Here is a 15,986-nt window from a genome sequence, read left to right on the forward strand (position 1 = left end):
ATCAGCGATCTAGGTAGCGGTACCAGGGGCCGTTGGTGGGCCCGAAGTGGCGGGCCAGGTCGGCGGGGTCGGCGGCGGCGAGCTGGGCGACGGTGTGCAGGCCGTGGGCGGCCAGCTTGGCGGAGATCTTGGTGCCGATGCCCCAGAGCGCGTCGGTGGGGCGGTGGTTCATGGTGGCGGCCCAGGTCTCGGTGGTGAGGCGGTGGATGCTGGCGGGTTTGGCGAGGCCTGAGGCGAGTTTGGCCTGGTGTTTGTTGTCGCCGATGCCGATGGAGCAGTCGAGGTGGGTGCGGGCGCGTACGGCGTGCTGGAGGTCGGCGGCGAGGGCTTCGGGGTCGTCGGTGGTGGCGCCGAGGAAGGCTTCGTCCCAGCCCCATACTTCGACGTTGATGGGGAATTCGCGCAGGACGGCCATGACGCGGGCTGAGGCGGCCTCGTAGGCGGGCGGGTCGCTGGGCAGGAAGATGGCGTCGGGGCAGCGTCTGAGCGCGGTGCGCAGTGGCGTGCCGGAGTGGATGCCGTGTTCGAGGGCTTCGTAGGTGGCGGTGGCGGCGACGGTGCGGGGCTGGGTGGGGTCGCCGGTGCCGCCGACGACGACGGGTTTGCCGCGGAGTTCGGGGTGGCGCAGGAGCTCGACGGCGGCGATGAACTGGTCGAGGTCGAGGTGCAGGATCCAGTTCCTGGTGGCCATAGGCCCAGTATGGCGCCGCTGTCACAGGGTGGTGAGGAGGGTGTCGTCGCGGTAGAGGAGGGCGCGGCGGGGGACGGCCCAGGCGGGGGTGCCGAGGGGTGGTTCGTCGCCTTCGGGCACGACGGCCTGGATGAGGGTGGCGGGGGTTTCGAGGGTGACGAGGGTGTGGGTGCCGAGATTCTCGTGGACGGAGACGGTGCCGGGGAAGGCGTCGGGGCGTTCGGTGGGGGACAGGGTCATGTATTCGGGGCGGACGCCGTAGGTGAGGTGTCCGTCCTGGACGGGGGCCGGGAGGGGGAGGGTGGCGCCGGCGACGTGGAGGGCGGCGTCCGTGGCGCGGGCGGGCAGCAGGTTCATGGGGGTGGAGCCGATGAAGGAGGCCACGAAGGTGGTGGCGGGGCGGTGGAAGATCTCGGCGGGGGTGGCGACCTGGATCATGCGGCCGGCGGACATGACGGCGATGCGGTCGGCGAGTGCGAGGGCTTCGGCCTGGTCGTGGGTGACGAAGACGGTGGTGACGGCGAGCTCGCGCTGCAGGCGTTTGAGGAAGGTGCGGGCTTCGAGGCGGAGGCGGGCGTCGAGGTTGGACAGGGGTTCGTCGAAGAGGAACGCGGTGGGGTGGCAGGCGATGGCGCGGGCGAGGGCGACGCGTTGCTGCTGGCCGCCGGACAGTTCGGCGGGGCGGCGGTGGAGGAGGTCGGTGAGGCTGAGGCGGGCGGCGACGTCGGCGGCCTTGGCGGTGCGTTCGGCGCGGGGGACCTTCTTGATCCGCAGGGGGTAGGCGATGTTGGTGGTGACGTCCATGTGGGGGAAGATCGCGTAGTCCTGGAAGACCATGGCGACGTCGCGCTGTCCTGGGGGGAGCGGGGTGGCGTCGCGGCCGTCGATGTGGACGGTGCCGCGGGTGGGGGTCTCGAGGCCGGCGATGGTGCGCAGGAGGGTGGTCTTGCCGCAGCCGGAGGGGCCGAGGAGGGCGAAGAACTCGCCGTCGGCGATGGTGAGGTGGATGTCGTCGAGGGCGTGGACGCCGCCGGGGAAGGTCTTGGTGAGGGCGTGCAGGGTGATCACGGGTTCTCCTTGCCCGGCCGGGTCACGTCTTGATGCCTCCGTGGAAGCGGAAGCCGTAGCGCTTGGAGACGAACAGGTACATGGCGACGACGGGCAGGGAGTAGAGCAGGGAGAAGGTGGAGATGAGGTCGAGCTTGGGTGCGCCGCCTTCGGTGTAGAGGGTGTAGAGGATGACCGAGCCGGGGGCCTTTTCCGGGTCTCTGAGCAGGATGAACTGGAACAGGAAGCCGCCCCAGACGCTGGCGAGCGCCCAGACGGCGATGGTGGCCAGGCCGGGCCGGACGAGGGGGATGACGATGTGGCGCAGGATCTGCAGGGGGGTGGCGCCGAAGACGCGGGCGGACTCCTCGTAGGAGGTGGGGGTGTCGTCCATGAAGTCCTTGAGGATGAAGATGGCGGCGGGCAGGAGGCCGCCGGAGACGACGAGGATGACGCCGAGATGGGTGTCGATGAGGCCGAGGCGGGTGGCGAGCTCGAAGATGGGCACCATGGCGGCGGTGCCGGTGACGACGGACGACAGGAGGAGGAGCAGGTAGAGCAGGGCGTCGCGGCCGGGCACGCGGACGCGGGAGAGCGCGTAGGCGGCGAGCGCGGCGAGGACGACGACGAGGGCGGCGGCGCCTCCGCCTTGGATGAGGGAGTTGCGGATGGAGCCGAGGGCGTAGGGGTTGTCGAGGATGGCGGCGAAGTTGCGCAGGGTGAAGTCGGGGAGGGAGGTGGTGATGGCGGGGGTGTCGTCGAAGGGGGCGCTGGCCAGCCACAGCATGGGCAGGGCGAACAGGGCGAGGACGGCGGCGATGACGGTGGTGGTGGCGAGCCTGCCGAGGGTGTGTCGGATCATGCGGGCGGGCCTCCGGCGGCGGCGATCTCCTGGTGACGGTGGCGATGACGGTGGCGTTGGCGGCGGCCGCGCAGGAGCCGCAGGTAGGCGAGGGCGAGGACGAGGTTGATGAGCAGGATGAGGAAGCTGATGGCGGCTCCGGCGCCGAGTTGCCCGTCCTTGAGCGCGACGCGGTAGACGTAGACGGGCAGGATCTCGGAGCGTCCTTCTGGCCCGCCGCCGGTGAGGACGAACGGGGTGAAGTCGTTGAACGTCCACAGGCTGATGAGCAGGAGGTTCGTCAGGATGTGGCGGCGGATGGCGGGCAGGACGACGTCGCGGAGCTGCTGGGGGACGTTCGCGCCGGCGAGGCGGGCGGTTTCGAGGTGGGAGGGCGGCACGTTCTCGAGTGCGGCGGAGTAGAGCATCATCGAGAACGCGGTGCCGCGCCACACGTTGAAGACGATGATCGACAGCAGCGGATGGTCCAGGAGCCAGGCGAGGCCGGGGGTGTGCAGGAGCGCGTTGAGGGTGCCGTCGTCGCGGTCGAGCAGGGCGAACCACAGGAAGCCGACGACGGTGCTGGGCAGGATCCACGACAGCAGCACGACGCCTTCGACGGCGCGGCGCAGGGGGCCGGTGCGGGTGCGCAGGGTCCAGGCGAGGGTGAAGCCGAGGCCGGCCTGGCCGATGACGGCGGAGCCGCCGACGTACAGGACGGTGAGCCACAGCGACGACAGGAAGCGGGGGTCGGTGAGCGCGCCGGTGTAGTTGGCGGTGCCGACGAGCTGGGGGTCGGCGGCGGCGGTGCCGGTGAGGCGGTAGTCGGTGAGGCCTAGGTAGATGGTCCACAGGGCGGGGAAGACGAGGAAGACGGCGATGAGGGTGAGGGCGGGCAGGACGAACGCGATCGCCCTGCCCGTGCCGAGCCCGGCGGCGTCAGCCGCTGACGTTGGCCGCGCCACCGACGATTCCCTCGAGCTTGGCCTGGTAGGCGGTGGCGGCCTCGTCGGCGCTCCTGCCGCTGACGACGGCGGCGGTGGCCTCCTGGAGGGCGGTGGAGACCTGGGGGTAGACGGCGACGCCGGGCCGGTAGGCGGTGAGAGGGAGCACGTCGTCGGCGATGTACTTGAGCATGGGGTCGGCGGTGAGCACCTCGTCGTTGACGTCGGTGCGGGCGCTGATGCGGACCTGCCCGGCGAGCTGCGCCTTGGTGGCGGCGGCTGAGTGCATGAAGGCGAGCAGGTCCCAGGCGAGCCTGGGGTTCTTGGAGAACGGGTTGAGCACGCGTACGGCGCCGCCGGACATGCTGACGTAGTCCTGGCCGCGGATGCCGGAGCCGGGCTGCTTGGCGGGGATCTTGGCGTAGCCGACGGCCTGGTCGCGGTCCTTCATGGGGGCGACGCCGGCCTTGGGCTCGATGACGGAGCGCCAGAAGTAGTCGCTTTCGGCGAGGATGCCGATCTTGCCTTCGGCGAACTGGGCGAAGGACTTGTCGCGGCCCTTGGCCTCCTGCTGGAGCTTGGGGTCGCCGAGGCCGCTGCCGCCGTAGACGCGCTGGTAGAGGCCGAGGGCGTCTTTCATGGCCGGGGAGGCGCCGGTCCATTTGCCGGCGGTGTAGATCTCGGCGCCGGCGCCGGCGAGGAGGGGGAGCAGGCCCTGCATGGTGGTGGCCTCGCCCATGGCGGTGCCGGCGTTGAGCTGGATGGGGGTGGGGACTCCTGCGGCCTTGAGCCGGGTGCCGGCGTCGATGATGTCCTGCCAGCTGCGGGGCTGCCAGGTGGCGGGCAGCCCGGCCTTGGTGAACAGGGTCTTGTTGTAGAACAGGACGCGGCCGTCGGTGCCCTGGGGCAGGCCGTACTTCTTGCCGTCGAAGATGCCGAGGCCCTGCACGGCCTGGGGGATCTGGGACCAGCCCTCCCATTGCTCGACGGTGGCGCCGCCGACCTCGGTGAGGGGTTTGATGTAGCCGGCCTGGGCGAACTCGCCGACCCAGATGCCGTCGAGGTCGATGACGTCGGCGCCGGTCCTGGACTTGAGGTCGAGCGCGATCTTGGTCTTGTACTGTTCGTCGTCGACGCCGCTGGGCTGGAAGAGGACCTTGACGTTGGGGTGGGTCTTCTCGAACTCGGGGATCACCCACTGCTTGATCCATTGGGCGGATTCGGCGTTCTTGCCGCCTTCGATGGAGTTGGCGGCGATGGTGAGGGTGGTGCTGCTGTCGCCGGGGCCGCCGCCGGTGCCGCAGGAGGTGAGGGCGAGTGCGGCGATGACCCCGATCAGCGCGGGCCGGCTGGGGAGTCGCATGTGTCGGCCTTCCTGTTCAGGACGTGCAGACATACCGACAATCGCATGGGCGGTGGCGGGCGTAAAGAAACGATCCGAACACGGACCTTCGGCACGCGAGGTGTCTTATTGGGCTATTCAGCCGCGTTGTGACGGGTGGTTCGCCGTGAGCTGATCGTGGGAAGTGCAGACAGCAACCCAACATGAGTAGGGTCGCCCTAGGAACACTGAACGTTTGGAGGGAGTCGCGTGGCATCGCACAGGGATCTGCCCGCCGGCTTGATGAACCAGCTCTTCCAGAACACCGGAAGTTCCTCGTTCACAGAGTTTGTCGGCTCGTACGCGCCTGAGTTGCTGCCGCGGCGGGGTGAGGTGCTGGCCACGCCGATCGGTGACCAGGTTCCGCACGCGACCACGATCGTGGCCGCCACCTTCGCCGGTGGCGTGGTCATGGCGGGCGACCGTCGGGCGACGTCGGGCAACATCATCTCGCAGCGTGACGTGGAGAAGGTGTTCCGCGCCGACGACTATTCGTGCATGGGCATCGCGGGCACGGCCAGCACGGGCATCGAGTTCGCCCGCCTCTACCGGGTGGAGCTGGAGCACTACGAGAAGGTCGAGGGCCGCTCCATGTCGGTCCAGGGCAAGGCCAACCGGCTCGCCACCATGATCAGGGGCAACCTCGCCATGGCGATGCAGGGCCTGGTGGTGGTGCCGCTGTTCGCCGCCTACGACCCCGACCGCGACGAGGGGCGCATCTTCAGCTACGACGTGGCGGGCGGGCCGTACGAGCGGGAGAGGTTCGACGCGATCGGGTCCGGCTCGATCTTCGCACGCGGGTCGCTGAAGAAGCTCTACCGCGACGGCGCGTCGGCCGACGACATGGTGATGACGCTGATCCAGGCGCTGTACGACGCCGCCGACGACGACTCGGCGACCGGCGGGCCGGACGTGACGAGGAAGATCTGGCCCATCGTGTCGGTGATCGACGCCGACGGCTTCCGCCGCCTGTCGGAGGAGGAGGTCTCCGGCTACGTCCAGCAGATGCTCGACGCCCGGATGATCTCGCCCGACGGCCCCATCGCCCCGCTGCGCTAGAAAGGACCTCCACACGTGTCCATGCCTTTCGGATATGCGTCCCCCGAGCAGATCATGCGGGACAAGGCCGACTACGCGCGCAAGGGCATCGCGCGGGGCCGGTCCGTGGTCGTCCTGCAGTACGTGGACGGCATCCTGTTCGTCGCGCCCAACCCGTCGCGGGCGCTGCACAAGATCAGCGAGATCTACGACCGCATCGGCTTCGCGGCGGTGGGCCGCTACAACGAGTTCGAGGAGCTGCGGCTCGGCGGCATCCGCTACGCCGACATCAACGGCTACACCTACGACCGCTCCGACGTGACCGGCCGCGGCCTGGCCAACCTCTACGCCTCCAACCTCGGCCGCATCTTCACCGAGTCGATCAAGTCGCTGGAGGTGGAGGTCGTCGTCGCCGAGGTGGGCGACACCAAGGAGGGCGACGCCATCTACCGGCTGACCTTCGACGGGTCGGTCTTCGACGAGCACGGCTTCGCGGCCATGGGCGGGCAGGCCGAGGCCGTCGCGGGCCGGCTGAAGGAGCGCTACCGCGAGTCGATGTCGCTGGCCGACGCGCTGGAGGTGGCGCTGACCGCGCTGACCGAGCCGGGGGGTGAGCGGCCGCCGGTGGCGCAGCTCGAGGTGGCGGTGCTCGATCGCAACCGGGAGCACCGCAAGTTCCTGCGGCTGACGGGGGCGCGGCTGGAGCGGCTGCTCGCCCAGACCAGCAACCCCCCGTCGGCGACCGCCACACCGCCCGCGGCGCCCGCTGAGGGCTCCGGTGACACGCCGCCGCCCACGGGGCCTGAGGGAGACGTGGACGACGGTTCCTCGCCGCTGTAGGGCGATCACGGACGTTCTCGGCGGGGCCGCCACGCCGGCCCACGGACGTTCTCGCTGGGGGCCGCGCACCGGCCCGCGGACGTTCTCGACGGGGGCCGCCATGGCGGCCCCCGTCGCCTTGCGGGGGTGTGACCTGTTTCACTTCCGGCCGCCCGAACTCCGGCCGATGATCGCGGATCTCAAGATCTGTGAACACTCCCTTGCGTGGCCTGCTGGCGGCTGGTGCCGCGGCGGCCGTGATGCTGACGAGCGGCGTGGCGGCCGAGGCGGCCACCGCGTTCCCCACGTACAAGGCGCCGGAGATCTTCGGCACCAGCTTCCAGGCGGACCCGGAGCACGACTTCACCAAGGGCATCCACCCGCGCCACGACGGCATCCTGCGCGGCTGGCTCACCTACGTGAAGGGCGGCGTCGCCGAGTACGAGCCGATCAGGTGGAAGAAGGACACCCGCACCGAGGGGTACTTCGAGGGCCCGCCCGAGGGCAGCACCATGGCGTACTCCTCGCCCATCGCCAAGGACGTCGTGTTCCTGTCGGCGTACGGCTGCAAGGTGACCGGCCAGGACCTCACCGTCGACCGCAGGACGGGTCTGGGCGCCAAGCGGTGCTCCCGGGCGACGCTGATCAAGCGGCACGCCAAGGCGGGCCACCCGTCCCTCATCACCGTCCACAAGGGGAAGATCGTCCAGGTCCAGGAGATCTACACCCCCTGACGGCGCGCGGCGGCACCCGCGCCCAGTGGGGGCGGGCACGGGTGCCCGAGCAGGCCAGGATGGGGGACATAGCGGTCATCGGCGGGGCTGAAGGGAAAACACCTGCGAAGATCTCTCCCGCTCGCCGATCCGTGGGCATAGTGTGAGGTGATGGATCGTCGCATCTTCGGGCTGGAGAACGAGTACGGTGTGACCTGCACGTTCAGGGGGCAGCGCAGGTTGTCCCCCGACGAGGTCGCGCGCTACCTGTTCCGGCGGGTCGTGTCCTGGGGCCGATCGAGCAACGTCTTCCTCCGCAACGGCGCACGCCTGTACCTCGACGTGGGCAGCCATCCTGAATACGCAACCCCCGAATGTGACAACGTCATCGAGCTCGTCACCCACGACAAGGCCGGCGAGCGCATCCTCGAGGGCCTGCTCGTCGACGCCGAGAAGCGGCTGCGCGAAGAGGGCATCGCGGGTGACATCTACCTGTTCAAGAACAACACCGACTCGGCCGGAAACTCCTACGGCTGTCACGAGAACTATCTGGTCGGCCGGCACGGCGAGTTCGGCCGGCTGGCGGACGTGCTGATCCCGTTCCTGGTGACCCGGCAGATCGTGTGCGGGGCGGGCAAGGTGCTGCAGACGCCGCGCGGCGCCGTCTACTGCGTCTCGCAGCGGGCCGAGCACATCTGGGAGGGCGTCTCCAGCGCGACCACGCGCTCGCGCCCGATCATCAACACCCGTGACGAGCCGCACGCCGACGCCGAGCGGTTCCGCCGCCTGCACGTCATCGTCGGCGACTCCAACATGAGCGAGACCACGATGCTGCTCAAGGTCGGCGCCACCGACCTGGTGCTGCGCATGATCGAGTCCGGCACGGTGATGCGCGACCTGAGCCTGGAGAACCCGATCCGGGCCATCCGCGAGGTCTCCCACGACATGACCGGCCGGCGGCGGGTCCGGCTGGCCAACGGGCGCGAGGCGTCGAGCCTGGAGATCCAGCAGGAGTACCTGTCGAAGGCGAAGGACTTCGTCGACCGTCGCGGCGGCGACGCGATCGCCCACCGGGTGCTGGAGCTGTGGGAGCGCACCCTGAACGCGGTCGACACCGGCAACCTCGACCTGGTCTCTCGGGAGATCGACTGGGTGACCAAGTACCAGCTCATCGAGCGCTACCGGCGCAAGTACGACCTGCCGCTGTCCTCGCCGCGGGTGGCGCAGCTCGACCTGGCCTACCACGACGTGCACCGCAAGCGCGGCCTGTACTACCTGCTGCAGAAGCGCGGCTCGGTGGAGCGGGTGGCGTCCGACCTGAAGATCTTCGAGGCGAAGTCGGTGCCGCCGCAGACGACCAGGGCGCGGCTGCGCGGCGAGTTCATCCGCAAGGCGCAGGAGAAGCGCCGCGACTTCACCGTCGACTGGGTGCACCTGAAGCTGAACGACCAGGCGCAGCGCACGGTGCTGTGCAAGGACCCGTTCCGCAGCGTGGACGAGCGGGTGGACAAGCTGATCGCGGGCATGTAGGCGGCGGCGCGGCGCGGCCCGCGGGGTGGCCCGCGGCGCGGCCCGCAGGGTGGTCCGCGGGGCGGCGTTCACTTCCGCGGGTTTACCTCCGCGTTTACCTCGGGCCTACCGGGCTGTCGGGTAGTGTGGCGCGAATCTGACGTCTTTTCCGAGGGAAACCCATGCGCCGCGCCTTGGCCGTACTGGCCGCCGTGCCATTGATCTTGTCCGCCGCAGCGTGCGGCTCCGAGGGCGCCACCACCGGCGCCACCACGAGCACCGCAACGAGCACCGCCACCGGCACGGCCGCCGCCGCCCCGTCGGGGGTCAAGGTCACCGGGAACGTGGGCGCCAAGCCCACGGTGACCTTCCCCGCGGGCTCGCCCGCCACGAAGTCGTCCTACGAGGTGATCCAGCCGGGCACCGGCACCGGCGTCAAGTCGGGCGACCGCGTGATCGTCAACCTCACCGTCTACAACTGGGACGGCAAGGGCAACGCCGTCCAGGGCTCCTCCTACGACACCAAGGCGCCGGAGACCATCGCGGTCAACGAGCAGCTGCCGCAGGTGCTGCAGGAGGGCTTCACCAAGGTCAAGCACGGCGGCCGGCTGCTGGCCGTGCTGGCCAACGACTCCGCCGTGCAGCAGCAGGCGACGACGCCGGCCGAGCCGACCAAGGTGTTCGTGTTCGACGTGGTGGGCACGCAGCCGGCCGCGCTGAAGGCGGCGAGCGGCAAGGAGACCGGCGAGTCCATCAAGGGCGTCACGGTGACGAACCCGGGCGGCGAGAAGGCGCCCACGCTGAGCACGAAGACCGGCGAGAAGCCGCCCAAGGAGCTCGTCGTCAAGACGGTCATCCAGGGCACGGGCGCGAAGGCGAAGGCCAGCCAGACGCTCGTCGTGCACTACACGGGCAAGATCTGGGGCACCGACCAGCAGTTCGACTCGAGCTGGGAGCGGGGCCAGCCGGCCGAGTTCCCGCTCGCGCAGGTGATCCAGGGCTGGCAGAAGGGCCTGGCGGGGGTGCCGGTCGGCAGCCGCGTCGTCATGAGCATCCCGCCGGACCTCGGCTACGGCAGCCAGGAGCAGCAGGGCATCCCGGCCAACAGCACGCTGGTGTTCGTGGTGGACGTCCTGGGCGCCTACTGACGGGCGCGGTCGTGGCGCGGTAGCATCGCGAGCCCGGCGGCACACCCCGCATGCGCGGGGCAGCCGCCGGGCCGTTCCGCGTGCTGGGAGGACCGATGCGCCGTGCCGCCGCGTCACTGCTGCCGGCCCCGCTGCCGCTGGTCCCGTTGCTGCTGGTCCCGTTGCTGCTGGTCCCGTTGCTGCTGGCCGGCTGCACGAGCGAGGCCGCGCAGGAGCTGGACCTGAAGGTGGGCGGCGCGTTCGGCGCCCGCCCGACGATCGACTTCCCCGACGGCAGGCCCCTGTCCGGGCTGCAGGTGGACGAGCTGACCACGGGCAAGGGCGAGCCGCTCGGCGCCGGCGACGTGGCCATCGTGCAGTACACCGCGCACGTCTGGGACGGCCGCGACAACCGCCTGGTGGACTCCAGCTTCACCCGGGGCACCCCGGCGGCGTTCCCGCTGGGCGGGCTGCTGCCGGGCCTGGAGCGGGCGCTGAAGGGCCGCAGGGTGGGCAGCCGGGTGATCGCCGCCATCCCGCCCGAGTACGGGTTCGGCGCGAACCCGCCGCAGGGCGTGCCCGCGGGCGAGGAGTTGTTCTACGTCGTCGACATCCTCGGCGCCCACCGCAAGGCGGCCTCGGTCGAGGCGCGCGGCGGCTCGCTGGCGGGCGTGCGCGTCGGCGGCGGCGCCCGGCCGGCGCTGGCGGTGCCCGCGGGCCGGCCGCCCGCCAGGTTCGCGGCCAAGGTGCTGGCCAGGGGCGACGGGCGGGCGGCGCGGCCGGGGCAGCTCGTCGTCACCCAGTACGAGGCGGCCGTGTGGAGCCGCCGCCGCGTCTTCGACGCCACCTGGGCGAGCGGCGGGCCGAAGGCGTTCAAGCTGGGCGACGGCAGCGTGATCAGGGCGTGGGACAAGGCGCTGGCGGGCGTGCCCACGGGCAGCCGCGTCCTGATGATCGTCCCGCCCGCCGACGGGTACGGCGGCGCCGGCAACCCGGCGTTCGGCATCAAGGGCTCCGACACCCTCGTCTTCGTCGTGGATCTCCTCGCGGCCTACTGAAGCCGGATGACGTCCCGCACGGCCGCGCGCGGCGCGGAAGCTTTCGTAGACTCGCCGCTGTGAGTAGCGACGACGCCGTGAGTGGCGACGACATCGAGGCGCTGGCCCTCCTGCACGACCCGGTCCGCCGCAGCCTGTACGACGTCGTCGCCTCCCGGGGCGGCGACGTCGGCCGGGGAGAGGCCGCCGAGGCGGCGGGCGTGTCCAGGACGCTGGCCGGTCACCATCTGGACAAGCTGGTGGAGGCGGGGCTGCTGGAGAGCGGGTTCCGCCCGCAGGAGAAGAAGGGGCCGGGCAGCGGCCGGCCGGCGAAGGTGTATCGCCGGGCCAGGGGCGAGCGGTCGGTGAGCCTGCCGCCGCGCGACTACGTGACGCTCGCCTCGGTGCTGGCGGACGTGGTGGAGGTGCTCGGCGCCGAGGAGCGGGCCGAGGAGGTGGCGCGCGGCGCGGGCGCGCGGATCGGCGGGCGGCACCGGGGGGAGCCGGTGGAGCGGGTGCTGGGCGAGCGCGGTTACGAGCCGTACGTGGAGGGCGGGAGGGTGCGGCTGCGCAACTGCCCGTTCCACGTGCTGGCCGAGGAGCAGCCGCTGCTGGTGTGCTCGATGAACCTGGCGCTGTGCCAGGGGCTGCTGGAGGGGCTGGGTGACGATCCGGGGCGGGCGGTGCTGGATCCGCGGCCGGGGGAGTGCTGCGTCTCTCTAAAACAAATAGACGTTGACATAGAAGGCGGGTGATGGTGTGCTGAGCACCATGACTTCGCCTGCCCTGCACCTCGCCGAGCTCAACATCGCCCACCTGCGCGCCCCCGTCGACAGCCCCGAGATGGCCGAGTTCGTCGCGCAGCTCGAACCGATCAACGCCGTCGCCGACACCGCGCCCGGGTTCGTGTGGCGGCTCAAGGAGAGCGAGAGCGACCCCACCGCCACCGTCGTGCACGAGTACGGCGACCACCTGCTGATCAACTTCTCGGTGTGGGAGTCGCTGGAGGCGCTGTGGAACTACACCTACCGCAGCGAGCACCTGGCCGTGCTGCGGCGGCGCAGGGAGTGGTTCCTGCGCATGATGGAGCCCTACATGGTGATGTGGTGGGTGCCCGCCGGTGAGATCCCCACGCTGGCCGAGGGCATGCGGCGGCTCGAACGCCTCAAGGCCGAGGGGCCCGGCCCCGAGGCGTTCACGTTCAAGGACTCCTACGCCAGCAGCGAGGCCGTCAGCCTGCCCGCCGCCGCCGAGGCCAGGAAGTAGGCCAGGTCCTCCTCCAAGCCCCGGCCCATCGTCGACAGCCGCACCGGCGACGACTCCAGGGCCTCGCGCAGGCCGTCCACCGGCACCGGCACCAGGCGGTGCCGGACGGCCAGCAGCTCGGCCTGGTCCCTGACCCGCACCCCGAACTCGCCCGGCAGGTCCGGCACCGGCACCTGGGCGGGCGACAGCGCCACCCGGCCGTAGGCGGTCAGCGAGTGGTGCGAGACGCCGTAGTGGCGCTCGCGCCGGTCGCCCTCGCTGACCCGCAGCGCCGCCACCGGCCGCCCCCGCAGCACGCCCGCCGCGTTGACCGCCTCGCCCGCCGCCACGCCGGAGAAGCCCCACCGGGTGCCCGTGCCCAGGTTGCCGGGCCCCTGCGTGACGATCGCCACGTCGGCCTCCAGCACGTGCCGGGCCGCCAGCAGCCCCGTGTGCACGGTGACCGCCTCCAGGTCGCCGCCGAACGACTGGCCCACCGTCACCACGCCCGCCAGCCAGCCGGCCTCCCGCAGCCGGGCCGCCGCCATGGAGAACCACACGGGCAGCGCCCCGCCGTCCTGCATCACGTACGCCACCCGCACGCCCGGCCTGGCCTCGTACAGGCCGCACAGGATCGGCGCCAGCGCCGAGTGCAGATCCGCCACGATCACCGGCATGTCCTCCAGCGAGTCGGCCTCCCGCAACCTGGCGTGATGCGGCGAATCCTGCTCGTCGGTGCCCTGCACCGTGGCCTGCAGCGGGGTGTACCTGGCCTTCACCAGGTGGCCGGGACCGTCGGGATCTTCCGGCAAACGGTTCGGGACGGCCACCACCATGGCGTAACCTCCCGTACCGAGACCCATCGCGAGCGCGGTCGTGTTGAGCAGCACCTCATCGCCGGGTTCCGGGCGGCCCACCAACGGTGGATACGCCAGCGCCCGGCACTCCCCTTCGGGGACGGTGACGTCCAGCTCCACCGCTCCCGGCCACTCGCGTCGGATCCGTACGACCTCGCCCTTGCGCCATCTGATCACGGGGGCAGGGTAGCGTCGATGAAGGAGGAGTGAGGCAGATGTCGCGCCGGAAGACAGAGCGGTTGCTCAATCTCGTGATCTGCCTGCTCGCCACCCGGCGCCCGCTGTCGGCCGAGCAGATCCGCCAGGCCGTCCCCGGCTACGACCGTGACGGCGACGAGGCGTTCCAGCGCATGTTCGAGCGGGACAAGAACGAGCTGCGCGAGATCGGCATCCCCATCGACGTCGTGCGCGACCCGTGGGAGGACGAGCCGGGCTACCGGATCGAGCGGGAGTCCTACGAGCTGCCGGAGATCACGCTGGAGCCCGACGAGGCCGCCGTGCTGGGCCTGGCCGCCCAGGTGTGGCAGCGCGCCAGCCTGGCCGAGGCCGCCTCGGGGGCGCTGCTGAAGCTGCGGGCCGGCGGCGTGGCGACCGACCAGCCCGTCGGCACGGGCGCGCTGGAGCTGCGCGTCGACACCCGCGACCCCGCCTTCCCCGCGCTGTGGGACGCGGTGCGCGACCGGCGCGTGGTCCGCTTCGACTACCGCAGTGCCGGCAGCGAGACCGTGCGCAGCCGCACCGTCGAGCCGTGGGGCGTGGTCAGCCGGCGCGGCCGGTGGTACCTGGCGGGCTACGATCGTGACAGGGACGCGCCGCGCGCCTTCCGGCTCAGCCGCATCACCGGGCAGGTGAGCACGGTCGGCAGGCCGGGCGCCGTCGAGGTGCCCGAGGGCGTCGACCTGCGGGCCATGGTGGGCTTCCCCGACGAGACGACCGACGAGCGGGTCGCCGTCGTCCGCGTGCGCCAGGGGGCGTGCGAGGGGCTGCGGCAGCTCGCCAGGGCCGTGCACCCCGGCGCCGGCGGGTGGGACGAGGCCGAGCTGGCCTTCACCGACCCCGAGCGGCTGGCCGGGTGGATGGCCAGCCTCGGCGCCGACGTCGAGGTGGTCGAGCCGCCGGACGCCCGCGAGGCGGTCATCCGGCGATTGAAGGGGGCTCTGGCATGAGTGGTTCTGCGGATCGGCTGCCGCGGTTGCTGGCGCTGGTGCCGTACCTGATGTCCCACCCGGGGGCGCAGGTCGGCGAGGTGGCCGACGTGTTCGGGCTGAGCGAGAAGCAGCTCATCGACGACCTGCAGCTCGTGTGGATGTGCGGGCTGCCCGGCCACACGCCCGGCGACCTCATCGACGTCTCCTGGGACGGCGGCGAGATCATCATCGACAACGCCGACACCATCGCCAGGCCGTTGCGCCTCGGCATCGACGAGGCCAGCGCGCTGCTGGTCGCGCTGCGCATGCTGGCCGCCACCCCCGAGCTGGCGGAGGTGCCGGGCGACGCGCTGCCGCGCGTCATGGCCAAACTGGAGCAGGCCGCGGGCGAGGGCGCCGCCACCGTCAGCACCCAGGTGGCCGTGGACGTCGAGGCCGCGCCCGACGCGCTGCCCCGCGTGCGCGAGGGCCTGACCAGGGGCCGGCGGCTGTCGCTGCGCTACTACGTGCAGGGCCGCGACGAGGTGACGCCGCGCGAGGTCGACCCGATGCGGCTCGTCGTCGTCGACGGCCGCGCCTACCTGGAGGGCTGGTGCTACCGGGCCGAGGCGATGCGGCTGTTCCGGCTCGACCGGGTGCTCGGAGTGGACGTCCTCGACGTGCCCGCCGACCCGCCGGCCGAGGCCGAGCCGCGCGACGTGACCGCCGGCGTGTTCCGCCCGTCGCCGACCGACGAGCTGGTCGAGCTGGAGCTGAGCGCGGCCGGGCGGTGGGTGGCCGAGTACTACCCGTGCGAGCAGGTCACCGAGCTGGGCGAGGGGCGGCTGCGGGTGGCGCTGCGGGCCCGTGACGAGGACTGGATACTCAAGCTGGCGCTGCGCCTGGGTGACACCGGCCGGGTCGTCTCGCCGCCCGAGATGGCCGAGACCGTGCGCCAGGAGGCCGAGCGGGCCCTGGCCCTGTACGCTCACCACTCATGACCTGGATCTTCCTGTCGGCGGGGCTGGGGGTGGCGGGGCTGATCGTGCTCGGCGTCGCCGGTGCCCGAGTCGCCGTCGCGGCACGTACTCTGAAGAGGGAAATCGCCGCGGCGCACGCGCAGCTTGAGCCAAGGCGGGCCAGATTGGCGGGCCAAGGGGATGAGACCACGCCCCGGGCAGCGTACGATCGTGGCTGAAACAGGCACTCGCTCACAAAAGGACGTTTCATGCCGAACCTCGGAGTTCCTGAACTTCTGATCATCGCACTCGTGCTCGTGCTGCTGTTCGGGGCGAAGAAGCTGCCCGAGATGGCCCGGGGCGTCGGCCGGTCGCTGCGCATCTTCAAGTCGGAGACCGCCAAGCTGCGTGACGACGACGACGTCGAGGCCCAGCACCACGTCCAGGCCCAGGCGCAGGCCCCGGCGCAGCCGCAGCCCCAGCCCGTGCAGCCGCAGCAGATCCCGGCCGCCCCGGCGCCCGCTCCTGCCCCGGCTCCGGCACTGTCGGCCGAGGAGCAGGCCCGCCAGCTCGAGGAGCAGGCCGCCAGGCTGCGCGCCAGCGCCGCCTCGCAGGCCGACAAGCCCGCCTGACCCCCTATCCCTCCTCGTC

The 15,986-nt window shown here is 71.4% G+C and carries 18 protein-coding genes; 12 read left to right on the forward strand and 6 right to left on the reverse strand.

The window, feature by feature from the left end; translation table 11 throughout:
• Position 1: 1 nt before the first annotated feature.
• Genes HCN51_RS50070 through HCN51_RS50090 form a run of 5 tightly spaced genes read right to left on the reverse strand, consistent with a single transcriptional unit; the run spans position 2 to position 4,886 of the window.
• Positions 2-691, reverse strand: a complete 690-nt coding sequence (locus tag HCN51_RS50070; RefSeq protein ID WP_168019682.1) for a DNA polymerase IV — start codon at positions 689-691, stop codon at positions 2-4.
• A 21-nt stretch (positions 692-712) separates the two neighbouring features.
• The gene (locus tag HCN51_RS50075) at positions 713-1,759 is read right to left on the reverse strand and encodes an ABC transporter ATP-binding protein (protein WP_080046536.1); all 1,047 of its coding nucleotides are present in this window, start codon (positions 1,757-1,759) and stop codon (positions 713-715) included.
• 22 nt (positions 1,760-1,781) lie between these two features.
• Positions 1,782-2,600 (reverse strand): carbohydrate ABC transporter permease, encoded by an 819-nt coding sequence (locus HCN51_RS50080; RefSeq protein WP_168019684.1) that lies wholly within the window; start codon positions 2,598-2,600, stop codon positions 1,782-1,784.
• Positions 2,597-3,544 (reverse strand): ABC transporter permease subunit, encoded by a 948-nt coding sequence (locus HCN51_RS50085; protein ID WP_168019687.1) that lies wholly within the window; start codon positions 3,542-3,544, stop codon positions 2,597-2,599. Before HCN51_RS50085 ends, HCN51_RS50080 begins: the two co-directional genes overlap by 4 nt.
• Positions 3,519-4,886 carry an extracellular solute-binding protein gene (locus tag HCN51_RS50090; protein ID WP_168019689.1) on the reverse strand — a complete coding sequence of 456 codons (1,368 nt, stop codon included), beginning with the start codon at positions 4,884-4,886 and terminating at the stop codon, positions 3,519-3,521. The genes HCN51_RS50085 and HCN51_RS50090 overlap by 26 nt, the downstream gene beginning before the upstream one ends.
• Before the next feature lie 261 nt (positions 4,887-5,147).
• On the opposite strand from HCN51_RS50090, the gene prcB reads away from it, so the two are divergent.
• The 8 genes from prcB (at position 5,148) to HCN51_RS50130 (ending at position 12,413) form a co-directional block, all read left to right on the forward strand.
• A complete protein-coding gene (gene prcB / locus HCN51_RS50095; protein WP_155129531.1) occupies positions 5,148-5,963 on the forward strand; it encodes a proteasome subunit beta in 816 nt (271 codons plus the stop codon).
• A 21-nt stretch (positions 5,964-5,984) separates the two neighbouring features.
• Positions 5,985-6,782, forward strand: coding sequence for a proteasome subunit alpha (gene prcA / locus HCN51_RS50100; RefSeq protein WP_168019776.1), 798 nt, complete (start codon positions 5,985-5,987; stop codon positions 6,780-6,782).
• 188 nt (positions 6,783-6,970) lie between these two features.
• Complete coding sequence (locus tag HCN51_RS50105) at positions 6,971-7,495, forward strand: hypothetical protein (RefSeq protein WP_346434091.1); 525 nt, start codon at positions 6,971-6,973, stop codon at positions 7,493-7,495.
• A 150-nt stretch (positions 7,496-7,645) separates the two neighbouring features.
• Positions 7,646-9,004, forward strand: a complete 1,359-nt coding sequence (pafA, locus tag HCN51_RS50110) for a Pup--protein ligase (protein WP_080037257.1) — start codon at positions 7,646-7,648, stop codon at positions 9,002-9,004.
• A 191-nt stretch (positions 9,005-9,195) separates the two neighbouring features.
• Positions 9,196-10,131 carry an FKBP-type peptidyl-prolyl cis-trans isomerase gene (locus HCN51_RS50115; protein ID WP_168019691.1) on the forward strand — a complete coding sequence of 312 codons (936 nt, stop codon included), beginning with the start codon at positions 9,196-9,198 and terminating at the stop codon, positions 10,129-10,131.
• A gap of 95 nt (positions 10,132-10,226) precedes the next feature.
• On the forward strand, positions 10,227-11,168 hold the full coding sequence (locus HCN51_RS50120) for an FKBP-type peptidyl-prolyl cis-trans isomerase (RefSeq protein WP_168019693.1): 942 nt from the start codon (positions 10,227-10,229) through the stop codon (positions 11,166-11,168).
• Between the two features lie 59 nt (positions 11,169-11,227).
• Positions 11,228-11,902 (forward strand): helix-turn-helix transcriptional regulator, encoded by a 675-nt coding sequence (locus HCN51_RS50125; RefSeq protein ID WP_346434092.1) that lies wholly within the window; start codon positions 11,228-11,230, stop codon positions 11,900-11,902.
• A 16-nt stretch (positions 11,903-11,918) separates the two neighbouring features.
• A complete protein-coding gene (locus HCN51_RS50130) occupies positions 11,919-12,413 on the forward strand; it encodes a DUF3291 domain-containing protein (RefSeq protein ID WP_168019695.1) in 495 nt (164 codons plus the stop codon).
• Here the strand turns inward: HCN51_RS50130 and HCN51_RS50135 are convergent.
• Positions 12,359-13,426, reverse strand: coding sequence for a DUF3866 family protein (locus HCN51_RS50135; RefSeq protein WP_168019697.1), 1,068 nt, complete (start codon positions 13,424-13,426; stop codon positions 12,359-12,361). The two genes, HCN51_RS50130 and HCN51_RS50135, sit on opposite strands and share 55 nt — an antisense overlap.
• 38 nt (positions 13,427-13,464) lie before the next feature.
• Here HCN51_RS50135 and HCN51_RS50140 point away from each other — a divergent pair, with 38 nt between their 5' ends.
• From HCN51_RS50140 to tatA, 4 genes are read left to right on the forward strand one after another with little or no spacing between them, the layout of a single operon-like run.
• Complete coding sequence (locus tag HCN51_RS50140; protein WP_168019699.1) at positions 13,465-14,415, forward strand: helix-turn-helix transcriptional regulator; 951 nt, start codon at positions 13,465-13,467, stop codon at positions 14,413-14,415.
• A complete protein-coding gene (locus HCN51_RS50145) occupies positions 14,412-15,377 on the forward strand; it encodes a helix-turn-helix transcriptional regulator (protein ID WP_168019702.1) in 966 nt (321 codons plus the stop codon). Before HCN51_RS50140 ends, HCN51_RS50145 begins: the two co-directional genes overlap by 4 nt.
• Positions 15,374-15,574 carry a hypothetical protein gene (locus HCN51_RS50150; protein WP_168019704.1) on the forward strand — a complete coding sequence of 67 codons (201 nt, stop codon included), beginning with the start codon at positions 15,374-15,376 and terminating at the stop codon, positions 15,572-15,574. The genes HCN51_RS50145 and HCN51_RS50150 overlap by 4 nt, the downstream gene beginning before the upstream one ends.
• Before the next feature lie 30 nt (positions 15,575-15,604).
• Entirely contained in the window at positions 15,605-15,967 is a 363-nt protein-coding gene (gene tatA, locus HCN51_RS50155; protein WP_168019706.1) for a Sec-independent protein translocase subunit TatA, read from the forward strand.
• Positions 15,968-15,986 lie beyond the last annotated feature (19 nt).

It is taken from the genome of Nonomuraea composti (assembly GCF_012034275.1).
GTDB classification, from domain to species: Bacteria; Actinomycetota; Actinomycetes; order Streptosporangiales; family Streptosporangiaceae; genus Nonomuraea; species Nonomuraea composti.